This is a genomic window from Sulfurimonas sp. (genome assembly GCF_041563035.1).
Taxonomy (GTDB): Bacteria; Campylobacterota; Campylobacteria; order Campylobacterales; family Sulfurimonadaceae; genus Sulfurimonas.
Genome location: NZ_JBFFNS010000001.1, coordinates 123436 through 134596, shown reverse-complemented (window position 1 = coordinate 134596; position 11161 = coordinate 123436). Strand labels below are relative to the sequence as shown.

The window sequence follows — 11161 nt, the reverse complement described above, 5'->3', positions numbered from 1 at the left end:
TTATTCCTTCTTCTTAGCTCTTGCACCCTCTGCTGAAACTTTCGCTACAAAGGAACGAATAGCCTTTGACGCACTAAATCTAATAGCTTCAAATCTCTCTTGATCAGTTACAACAGCATTTGGAGCTACTGTAAAGTCATGTGTTCCCGTAACTGAGTAACTTTTAGAAACTCCACTGTGAAGTCTAATTATACTCAAACTAACACTCATTCTATAACCGACAACAAAACCGTCACTGTCATATACAATAGGTGAATAAGAGGGGTTTGCAATACTCAGAGTAAGATGTGTATCAGAACTGGCTCTATCACGTAGAGATGCATGAAAGACTTCTATTATAGCTTCATCAACCGCATCTTTTATGATAACTGTATTTTCAGGATCTTGTGCAGATATAATAATACTTGTGCTAATCTTATCACCCATAACTTCACGAGAGAATTTTGAACTTGGTTTATACCCACAAGATGCAAAACCTAAAAGTATAAGAAGTGATAAAATAACTTTCACAATTAGCCTTTAATTACTATATTAACTAGTTTTTTAGGAACAACGATCTCTTTAACTATTGTCTTTCCTTCTAACCACTTAGCAGCAGCCTCTTTTGCCATATCTATAATATCTTCTTTTTTAGTCTCAACTGCTACTTCTATCTCAGTTCTTCTCTTACCGTTGATAGATACACCTAGTGTAACTGAGTCTTCTACAAAGACTTCATCTAAAACTACTTGCGGATTTAAGTTATTAAGTGAAAAATACTCACTGCTTATATCCCAGCAAACATGAGGAATTACAGGCTCCATAATAGAGCTTAATATCCAATAACCTTCACTCCATACATCAGAGTTGCTTTGTGCATTTAAAGCATTCATAGCTTCCATTGTACCAGCGATTAGAGTGTTAAATGTGTACTTTTCATTGTATACATCATTTGCACGAACTAAGGCTTCATAAACTTTCTTTCTTGCATACTTTTCATCTTTAGATAAGCTTGCATGATTAATAGTAGGCTTAGTGTCAGTTTTTACAATATTTGAACTTCTCTCATAAAATCTTTTTATAAACTTGTAAGCGCCCTCAACTGCATTATCGTTCCACTCTAACTCTTGAGTCGGAGGAGCAGCAAAAAGGATAAATAGTCTAGCTGTATCTGCCCCATACTTTTCAATAATAGCATCTGGGTCAACAGTATTGCCTTTAGACTTTGACATCTTAGCACCATCTTTAAGAACCATTCCCTGCGTTAGCAGATTGTCAAACGGCTCATCAAAGTCTAAGTAACCTAAATCACGGAAAACTTTTGTAAAAAATCTTGCATATAGAAGGTGTAAAATAGCGTGCTCAATCCCACCTATATATTGGTCAACACCCATCCAGTAACCAAGCTGCTCTTTTGAGAAAGCTTCATTTTCCCAGTTAGCGCCAGATGCACAAAAACGTAAAAAGTACCAAGAAGACTCTACAAAAGTATCCATAGTATCTGTTTCACGAACTGCATCTTTACCACAACTTGGACAAGAACAGTGCTTCCAAGTAGGATGATTATCAAGTGGGTTACCCTCACCTGTTATCTCTACATCTGCTGGAAGTGCGATAGGAAGATTCTCTTTTTTCTCCATAACAATACCACACGAGTCACAATGAACAAAAGGAATAGGAGCACCCCAATATCTTTGACGTGAAACACCCCAGTCTTTTAGTTTATAGTTTGTGGTCTTTTTACCAATCTTATTTTCTTCAAAGTGCTTGATGATGTTATACTGAGATTTTTTAGAGTTTAGTCCGTCAAATTCCCCAGAGTTAAACAGTTCACCAACTTCAGTAAAAGCACAATCTGAACTAAGTTCACCCTCGTAAGGTTTTATAACTGCATTTATAGGAAGATCATACTTTTGTGCAAAATCAAAGTCTCTGTCATCATGAGCAGGTACAGCCATAACTGCACCACTACCATAATCCATAAGAACGAAGTTAGCTATCCATACAGGTACTGTTTTACCAGTTAGTGGATGTATAACATCAAGACCAAGAGAGATACCAGCTTTTTCTTTTTGTCTATCAATAGATGAAGTGTTTTTCATATCTTTTATTTGATCAATAACTTCATCACTTAAAAGATTGTTATCAATCATGTAAGTAACTATTTTGTGCTCAGGGGCAAGTGCTGTATAACTTACACCGTAAATAGTATCAGGACGAGTTGTAAATACATCGAAAGACTCAAATGTATTGTTTAGTTTCTCTTTAGATGCTGAGTCAAAGAAAAGATCAAACTCTAAACCGTTTGACTTACCTATCCAGTTTTCCTGCATAGTAAGAACTTGCTTTGGCCAGCCACCCTCAAGTTTTTTTAATGAGTCTAAAAGTTCGTCAGCATACTGAGTGATTTTAAAATAGTACTGATTCATATCTTTTTTAACAATAGGAGTATCACATCTCCAACAACATCCATCAACAACCTGTTCATTTGCTAAAACAGTCTGATCATGTGGACACCAGTTAAGCAATCCTTTTTCACGGTAAAGAAGACCTTTTTCAAACATATCTATGATGAAGCCCTGCTCAAACTTTGTGTAAAGCTCATCCGATGTTGCAAGCTCTCTCTCTTTTGAGAAAGAAAAACCTAAAGACGCAAACTCACCTTTCATGTAGTCTATATTTTCATAAGTCCATTTTTTAGGGTCTGCTCCATTTTTTATAGCAGCATTCTCTGCAGGCATACCAAAACTGTCAAAACCTATAGGATGAAGTACATTAAAGTTTTGTTGTCTGTAATAACGTGCGAAAGCGTCACTAATAGAGTAGTTTCTAACATGACCCATATGGAGTCTTCCACTTGGGAATGGAAACATACTTAAAATATATTTTTTTTCTTTGTTAAAGTCTTCAGTAGGCTCAAAACTTCCATTTTCAGCCCAATATTCTTGCCATTTTCTTTCTATAATATTCGAGATGTATTCCAATGATATTCCTAATAGTCGTCGTGTGTTTTTGAACTTTCAATGTAGACAAGTCCTACAGAGAAAAGATTAGCGATAAGTGCACCAATAGTTAATGCAATTGCCCACTCTAAATTTCCAACAACTTCCAAATAGATAAATGCTGGAATTAGATGCAAGTCAGCAACTAAAGAAGATGCTAAAAGCTCAGCAGAAAGCAGGTTTCTAACACCAATTTTTAAAACTGTAGAAACTAAGTTTAAACTTGCCGCAACAAAAAGTGCAACTGCACTATGCTCGTACAAAAATCCCGCTATTGATGTTAGACTCATCAACGAGAAAAATACATATATTACCTTACCCCAATCCATAGCACTACCTTATTAATTAATTGTAGAGATTATACAAAAAATATCTTAATGAGCGACTGAATAGTAGTTTATACAGACATATTATGAAATAAAGCTAATTCTCTTCTAACTTTTTATAAGTAGATTTTTTCTCATAAAAATGTAAAATATAGCCAATACAGGTACAAATATAACACCTATAGTCCAAAAAACTTTCGCTTTTTTATCATTAAACTCATTACTTAGTATAGAACCGATAGCGTAAATCCAGATTCCCAAAAGTAGGAAAAGGACCGCAATTGTAATGTTGCTCATAACATCCTCCTTATATTCCATATTATAAGATTAGTTATGTTAAAAAGATAAAAAGAAATAAGATTAATATAAGTAGCATTTATCCATGCATAAGCATGGATAAAATTATAAGTAGTAAAGAGTTTTACATAACTCCAGATTCGTACTGGTCGCGCATTCTCTGTTTTTCAGCCTCTCTTTTTGCCTTGGCAGCAAGTTTAACATGGTAGCCTTTAACATCAAAGCCGAACCATAGAAGAATCGGTGAAGCAACAAAGATAGATGAGTATGTACCTACTACAACACCAACAAGAAGTGTAAATGCAAAGGCATGGATAATCTCACCACCGAACATAAACAGCGTAAATACAACAAAGAAAGTCGTAAGAGACGTCAGTGTTGTTCTCGCTAATGTTCTTGTAACAGACTCATTGATGATATCAGTCAAGTCAGTGTTTTTAGAATCAGTAACACCTTCACGAATACGGTCAAATACAATTATAGTATCATTGAGTGAGTAACCAAGTATCGTAAGAAGTGCGGCTAAAACATCTAAGTTTACATCTAGTCCTATAAGTGTTATAGCCCCAAGAGCGATAGAAACATCATGGATAAGTGCAACAATAGATGCTACAGCAAAACGCCACTCAAATCTAAATGCTACATATATTAAAATACCTATAATTGCTAAAACAAGGGACATAATCCCTTTCTCTTTTAGCTCGCTACCAACTTTAGGTCCTACGATATCAACACGACGAATCTCAAAATTACCTGTGCTTTTTAATGCCTCGCGGGTAATATCACCGATATCTACAGTAACACTGCCTGTAGTACTCTTCATACGAATAACTACTTCATCCACCGCACCAAACTCTGTAATAGAAGCACCGTCAAAAAGTTTATTACTTTTTAACTTCTCTCTCATATCATCAATCGGAGCTGGAGTATCATACTTAACTTGGACTATAGTACCACCGGCAAAATCAACACCGTAGTTTAGACCTTTTGTCATTAGCAGTGCATAAGATGCTAAAACAATTATGATTGAGAAAATCATAGCAGCCTTAGACTTGCCCATAAAATTAAAGGTTCTTGTATATCTGAAAAATTCCATAATTAACCCTTAATCCCAAACCAGAAACGGTTGTTTTTACTTTTTTGTATTCTACTCTCTAGCATCTCATATATTCCATGAGTACCAAGTATTGCTGTAAGCATAGATGCTAAAATACCAATACTGATAGTAATAGCAAAACCTTTAATGGCACCTGTTCCGTAAGCATAAAGGACAACTGCTGCAATAAGAGTCGTAATATTTGCATCTAAGATGGCACGCATTGCATTTGCGTAACCCTCTTCAATCGCCTTATGGATTGATTTACCTTGGTAGATAAGCTCTCTGATTCTCTCAGAGATAATTACATTGGCATCTACTGCCATACCGACTGTCAGGACTATACCTGCCATACCTGGAAGGGTCAAAGTAGCACCAAAGAGAGACATAACTGCCAGTATTATAAACAGGTTAGCTACAAGAGCGATATTAGCGATAACGCCGGCCGCTCTGTAATAAACCATCATAAAGATGATTACCAGTACAAAACCACCAATGAGTGCGATCATGCTTGCTTTAATACTGTCAGCACCAAGACTTGGTCCAACTGAACGTTTCTCCATCAAATAAATAGGAGCTAAAAGTGCACCTGAACGAAGAGCAATAGCTAAATCTTTTGCTTCTTCAACAGTGTAGTTACCAGAGATCTGTCCGGCACCGCCACCGATACGCTCGTTAATGTTTGGAGCAGAATAAACCTTTCCATCTAAAACAACTGCAAGTCTTTTACCAACACTTTTACCGGTGAAGTCACCAAATATTTCAGCACCCTCTGCATTTAACTTAAAGTTAATAAGAGGTCTGTTGTTTTGGTCAAATCCCATAGAAGCGTCTGTCAGCATTCCGCCATCAAGGATAGGAATCTCGCGAACAAGATATTTCATCTGAGGGTTTTTAACATCAGCTAAGATTACATCACCATAAGCTGCTGCATCTGATTCACTCATGCTGTTAACACGGGCATTTCTCTCTTCATCAACTGCCATAAGCTCAAGTTTAGCAGCACGAGAGATAAGCTCTCTTGCTCTTTGCTCATCTTCTTGAGTTTTGATTCCTGCTAATTGAACAAGAATTTTTTCCTCACCCTGACGAGCAACTACAGGTTCAGCTAAACCGAACTGATCAAGTCTATTTCTAATAGTCTCAATCGCTTGGTCAATAGCTTGCTTCTCTGTTTTTACAATCTCTTCAGGTGTTAGGCCAAGAGAAAAACTCTCACCATTAACAGATATATTTGCACCATCTATCTCGTCTAAAAACTCTTTTACTGCTTTAACATCATCTGTATCAAGTAGTGAAAAAGATATAGAAGATTCATCAAACTTTAACTCGTCAACTAAGATATCTCTTTTATCACTAAAGTGTTTAATACTAGCAGCAATTGATTTTATACGAGACTTTGTAGCTTCTTCAGTTTTTACACCAAGAAGCATATGCAAACCACCCTGAAGGTCAAGTCCTAGAGTAACCTTTTTACCGTCTTGCATCTGCAGTAGTGATGGTGCTGAGAAAAACAGACCAAAAACTATTGCAATAGCAAAAACGACTATGCGATAATTAAGCTTCATCCTCATACTTTCTTGCAATAGCGTCTTTTGCAATTTTAACAATTACATCATCATTCATTTTTACACTTAAAAACTTCTCTTCAACTTTGTGAATAACTACGATAAAGCCACCGTTTGTAACAACTTTGTCACCTTTTGCAAGAGCTTCTATCATCTCTTTTCTCGCTTTTGCCTCTTTTTGTTGAGGACGAATAATCACGAAATACATGATTGCTATTAAAAATATAAACGGTAGTAATTGACTGATAATTTCCATAGGTATGGGTTTCCTTTAATTAAATTGTGGCGATTATACAAAAAGAATATTAATAAGTGACTGAATATGTGTATAATTCTACATGCTAAAAAATATTGAAACGTTTAAAAACAATAAACCATTATTATTTGATTTACTCATTGGTCTCGTAACAGCACTTCTATTTAGTGCTTTTATATATTTGGAGCACTGGGGAATTACCATAAAACTTCTAAATACAATCTTTGGTGTTGCAGCTTTAGGACTCTTTCTATATATCCCTAAAAGAGCCATTTTAGTTGCTGGGTTTATCATCGGACTTTTATGGTTTTATTGGATAGGTTATAGTTTTAAATACAATGGTGTTGGATATTTAGCTCCTATTGTCACTCTCTCTTTTGCTGTTATCTATATGCTGTTTTTTGGTGTTTTAGCACTAACTGACAAAGTATATGTCAGAGCTGTTTTGCTCTTTGGTCTCAGTTTTTTTGAACCCTTTGACTGGAACTGGATGCAGATAGAGTTACTTTTTGTTGATAGTTACATTGGTGTATTTAAGTATCAACTATTTTTTGTTTTAGCTGCCCTTTCACTTCCAAACTATCTCAAGATTAGATACAAAGATGCTTCTATATTTTTACTTGTTCTTGCACTAAACTTTAACCCTAGTGTAGAAAAAGAGTCTCCACTAAAGATAAAACTTGTATCCACTAATATCCCTCAAGATAAAAAATGGTTAAAAGCTAGTTTAAACCCAACCGTTTATATGACTTATAAAGAGATTGAGAGTGCCATAAAAAAAGAGTATGAAGTAATAGTATTTCCAGAATCTGTCTTTCCGCTATTTATGAATAAAAACCAAAAGCTCATAGATGAGTTACTAGAGTATTCCCAAGATATAACTATTGTTGCGGGTTCTCTCTACAGAGATAAAGGTAATAATTACAACGTTACATATATATTTCAAGATGGCAAATATGAGATGGCAAAAAAATTGGTTTTAGTTCCATTTGGAGAGTATATCCCTCTTCCAAAATTTGCACAGAAAATTATAAATGATATGTTCTTTGCAGGGCAAGCAGATTTTGTAACAGCAGACAGACCAACTGACTTTATGATTAAAGGTGTAAAGTTTAGAAATGCTATCTGCTATGAGGCAACGTGCCAAGAGATTTATGAGGGTGATGTCAGCTTTGTAATTGCTATAAGTAACAACGCTTGGTTCGCTCCTTCAATAGAGCCTACTATTCAAAAACTACTTATGAGATATTATGCGCGTAAAAACGCTACAACTATATATCATTCAGCCAATTACAAGGGGACTGGCATAATAAAATAATAACATTTAGCTATAATAGGAAAAAATATTTTTCAGGCTACTATATGTTAAATCTTAAAAATCCAGACCTTTATAATAACCGTGAGATTTCATGGTTACAATTCAATACAAGAGTTTTAAAGCAGGCGCAAGATGAATCACTTCCACTACTAGAACGTCTTAAATTTTTAGCAATTTATGGAACAAACCTAGATGAATTTTATATGATCAGGGTTGCAGGGCTTAAAAAGCTTTTTGCAGCTGGGATCATTGTCTCTGGTGCAGACAAGCTAACACCAATGCAACAACTTCGTGAGATTAGAAAATATCTTCACCAAGAGCAACAAGTTATAGAACACTGTATGGGCGGTATCTTTAAAAAACTTGAGCCAGAAGGAATCTTTGTAAAGTCATACGATGAAGTAAACCAGCATGAGAAGCACACTCTAAACAGGTTTTTTAAAGAAAATATATATCCTGTTATCATTCCTATTGCCGTAGATGCGACTCACCCGTTTCCACACTTGAACAACCTTAGTTTTGGGCTGATTGTAAAACTGTCTGATTCAGATGATGAAACTATTGAGAGATTTGGAATCATTAGAGTTCCAAGAGTTTTAAGTAGATTTATTGAACTGAACAATGGAATATATGTTCCTATAGAATCATTAGTTGCTCAGCATATCGAAGATTTATTCCCTGGTTATACGCTTATAAAATATGCATCATTCAGAGTTACAAGAAATGCCGATATGGAAATCGAAGAAGAAGAAGCTGATGACTTTATGGAAATTCTTGAAGAAGGTTTAAAACTTCGCCGTAAAGGTGAGATGGTTAGACTCGAAGTTGGTAGTGATTCTGATGAGGAAATTATTAATTTCTTCAACCGTCATACAAATGTTTACAAAGATGATATCTATAAGTTTCATACGTTTTTAAATCAATCAAGTTTATGGCAGATTGTAGGAAATAAAAACTTTGCTCATCTTTTAGCAGAACCATTTAAGCCAAGGACTCTACCCCCATTTGACAGCAGTGAAAATATTTTTGCAACTTTAGAAAAAGAAGATATAATTATGTATCATCCTTATGCCAGCTTTGAACCTGTAATAAAACTAATTCAAAATGCTTCAAAAGATCCTGATACTGTATCAATAAAAATGACACTATATCGCTCCGGTACAAATTCCCCTATCGTTCAAGCACTTATGGCTGCTGCAGAGAGTGGTAAACAAGTAACAGTTATGGTTGAGTTAAAAGCAAGATTTGATGAAGAAAACAACCTTATCTGGGCAAAAGCACTTGAAAAGGCCGGAGCACATGTTATCTATGGTATTAGGGGTTTCAAGGTACATGCTAAAGCAGCTCTTGTTACTAGAAGAAAAAATGGAAAGCTAAAACAGTACGCACATATAGGTACAGGAAACTATAACCCTGCAACTGCAAAAATATATACTGATATAAGTTATATGACTTCTAAAGATGAAGTTACAAATGACCTTACAAGATTTTTCCACTTCCTGACAGGCTTTAGTAAAAAAGGTAAACTGGATGAGCTATATATGTCACCTGCCCAAATCAAACCAAAAATTCTTTCTCTAATTCACAATGAGACAAGAAAAGGTAAAGATGGACAGATCATTGCAAAAGTAAACTCGCTAGTTGATGAAGATGTAATCCGTGCACTATATAAAGCCAGCCAAGCCGGTGTAAAAGTAGACCTAATTGTTCGTGGAATCTGCTGTCTTAAAACTGGTATAGAAGGTGTTAGTGAGAACATTAGAGTTATCTCAATTTTAGGCAAGTATTTAGAACATCCAAGGGTATTTTACTTCAAAAACGATGCTGCCCAGGTTTATATATCTTCTGCTGACTGGATGCCAAGAAATCTTGTTAGAAGAATCGAGCTCTTAACGGCTATAAAAGATGAAGAAGCACAAACTCAGATTATCCAAATTTTAAAACTTCAATGTTCTGATAATGTTCTTGCACATGAACTTCAAAGTGATGGTTCATATATAAAAGTCAAAGCAGTTGAAGATGAGAAAAGTATAAATAACCATAAACTCCTAGAGGAATATGTAAATAAAATCTCAAAAGCAAGTAAAAAAGAGACTCAAAGAAGCGTAGCCCAAATAACTTCTCGTCTTTTTATGGAAAGTTAATATGACTTATCCTTTTAAAGGTGTAGAGCCTACGCTTGGAGAAAACACTTGGATTGCACCATCAGCAGATGTAGTTGGTGATGTAACTTGTGGAAGCGACTGTTCTATCTGGTTTGGTAGTGTAGTAAGAGGCGATGTACACTACATCAAAATTGGAGACAGAGTTAGCATCCAGGACCTTAGTATGGTTCATGTTACTCACTACAAAAAAGCTGATAAGAGCGATGGTAATCCAACTATAATCGGTGATGATGTAACAATCGGACATAGGGTTATGCTTCATGGATGCACGATAGAAGATGCTTGTCTAATCGGGATGAGTGCTACTATACTTGACGGTGCAGTAATCGGTAAAGAGAGTATCGTTGGAGCTAGTGCATTAGTTACAAAAAACAAAGTATTTCCTCCACGCTCACTAATCATGGGGAGTCCTGCTAAAGTCGTTAGAGAGTTAAACGATGCAGAGGTCAAAGAACTTTATGCATCTGCTTCAAGATATGTAGAGTTTAAAAACGAGTATCAAGAATAGGTCAAACAGATGCCAGAATTTTTTATAGTTGCGGACATCATAGGAATAATCGCTTTTAGCATCAGTGGTTTTCTTATTGCCATAAAAAATGACTTAGACATACTTGGTATTCTTATAGCTTCTGCACTTACTGCTCTTGGTGGTGGAATTATTAGAGATGCGATTCTTAGTTCAGCTCCTTTTGCGTTTACTTCACTCTACCCGGCAATGACGCTCATAACAACAATTTTAATTGCCTACATTTTTAAACTATATAAAAAAACATCAATTGAGAGAAAGTGGGTGTTTGTTGTAAGCGATACAATCGGTCTTGTTGCTTTTAGCATTACAGGTGCTCTTCTTGCCATAAATTCAGAGTTTAATTTTTTTGGTATTGTGATACTTAGCTTCATTACAGCAGTTGGTGGAGGTGTTACAAGAGATGTCATGATAAATCAAGTACCAACTGTTCTTATAAGTGATTTTTACGGTTCCATTGCGGTTATAGTTGCCCTACTTCTAGCAGGTTTAGAACTCATTGATAGTTTAAATGAAGTAACAATTGTGTCAGTAGCTGTTTTATCTATAATACTTAGACTTATTGCGTTTAAAAGAGAGTGGCATCTACCGAAGTTAAGTTAGTAACTAAATGAGAATAACTCATTTA

The 11161-nt window shown here is 35.5% G+C and carries 11 protein-coding genes; 4 read left to right on the top strand and 7 right to left on the bottom strand.

Annotation, left to right across the window (positions count from 1 at the left end; translation table 11 throughout):
- From lptE to yajC, 7 genes are all read right to left on the bottom strand, one after another.
- Positions 1 to 510: an LPS assembly lipoprotein LptE gene (lptE, locus tag ABZC13_RS00655; RefSeq protein ID WP_372998453.1), complete on the bottom strand. Its 510-nt coding sequence runs from the start codon at positions 508 to 510 to the stop codon at positions 1 to 3.
- 2 nt (positions 511 to 512) lie between these two features.
- Positions 513 to 2963 (bottom strand): leucine--tRNA ligase, encoded by a 2451-nt coding sequence (gene leuS, locus ABZC13_RS00650; protein WP_372998450.1) that lies wholly within the window; start codon positions 2961 to 2963, stop codon positions 513 to 515.
- Positions 2964 to 2971: 8 nt separating this feature from the next.
- The gene (locus ABZC13_RS00645; RefSeq protein WP_372998447.1) at positions 2972 to 3310 is read right to left on the bottom strand and encodes a DUF6394 family protein; all 339 of its coding nucleotides are present in this window, start codon (positions 3308 to 3310) and stop codon (positions 2972 to 2974) included.
- Between the two features lie 105 nt (positions 3311 to 3415).
- Positions 3416 to 3604, bottom strand: coding sequence for a hypothetical protein (locus ABZC13_RS00640; protein ID WP_372998444.1), 189 nt, complete (start codon positions 3602 to 3604; stop codon positions 3416 to 3418).
- Between the two features lie 124 nt (positions 3605 to 3728).
- The gene (gene secF, locus ABZC13_RS00635) at positions 3729 to 4700 is read right to left on the bottom strand and encodes a protein translocase subunit SecF (RefSeq protein ID WP_372998441.1); all 972 of its coding nucleotides are present in this window, start codon (positions 4698 to 4700) and stop codon (positions 3729 to 3731) included.
- Between the two features lie 2 nt (positions 4701 to 4702).
- Positions 4703 to 6268 (bottom strand): protein translocase subunit SecD, encoded by a 1566-nt coding sequence (gene secD / locus ABZC13_RS00630; RefSeq protein ID WP_372998437.1) that lies wholly within the window; start codon positions 6266 to 6268, stop codon positions 4703 to 4705.
- A complete protein-coding gene (gene yajC / locus ABZC13_RS00625) occupies positions 6258 to 6524 on the bottom strand; it encodes a preprotein translocase subunit YajC (protein ID WP_372998434.1) in 267 nt (88 codons plus the stop codon). Before yajC ends, secD begins: the two co-directional genes overlap by 11 nt.
- Positions 6525 to 6606: 82 nt before the next feature.
- Here yajC and ABZC13_RS00620 point away from each other — a divergent pair, with 82 nt between their 5' ends.
- The 4 genes from ABZC13_RS00620 to ABZC13_RS00605 are packed head-to-tail and all read left to right on the top strand — an operon-like array spanning position 6607 to position 11136.
- On the top strand, positions 6607 to 7842 hold the full coding sequence (locus tag ABZC13_RS00620; RefSeq protein WP_372998431.1) for an apolipoprotein N-acyltransferase: 1236 nt from the start codon (positions 6607 to 6609) through the stop codon (positions 7840 to 7842).
- Positions 7843 to 7886: 44 nt separating this feature from the next.
- Positions 7887 to 9986 carry an RNA degradosome polyphosphate kinase gene (locus ABZC13_RS00615; protein ID WP_372998428.1) on the top strand — a complete coding sequence of 700 codons (2100 nt, stop codon included), beginning with the start codon at positions 7887 to 7889 and terminating at the stop codon, positions 9984 to 9986.
- 1 nt (position 9987) lies between these two features.
- On the top strand, positions 9988 to 10515 hold the full coding sequence (locus ABZC13_RS00610) for a gamma carbonic anhydrase family protein (RefSeq protein WP_372998425.1): 528 nt from the start codon (positions 9988 to 9990) through the stop codon (positions 10513 to 10515).
- A gap of 9 nt (positions 10516 to 10524) precedes the next feature.
- Positions 10525 to 11136: a trimeric intracellular cation channel family protein gene (locus ABZC13_RS00605; protein ID WP_372998422.1), complete on the top strand. Its 612-nt coding sequence runs from the start codon at positions 10525 to 10527 to the stop codon at positions 11134 to 11136.
- Positions 11137 to 11161 lie beyond the last annotated feature (25 nt).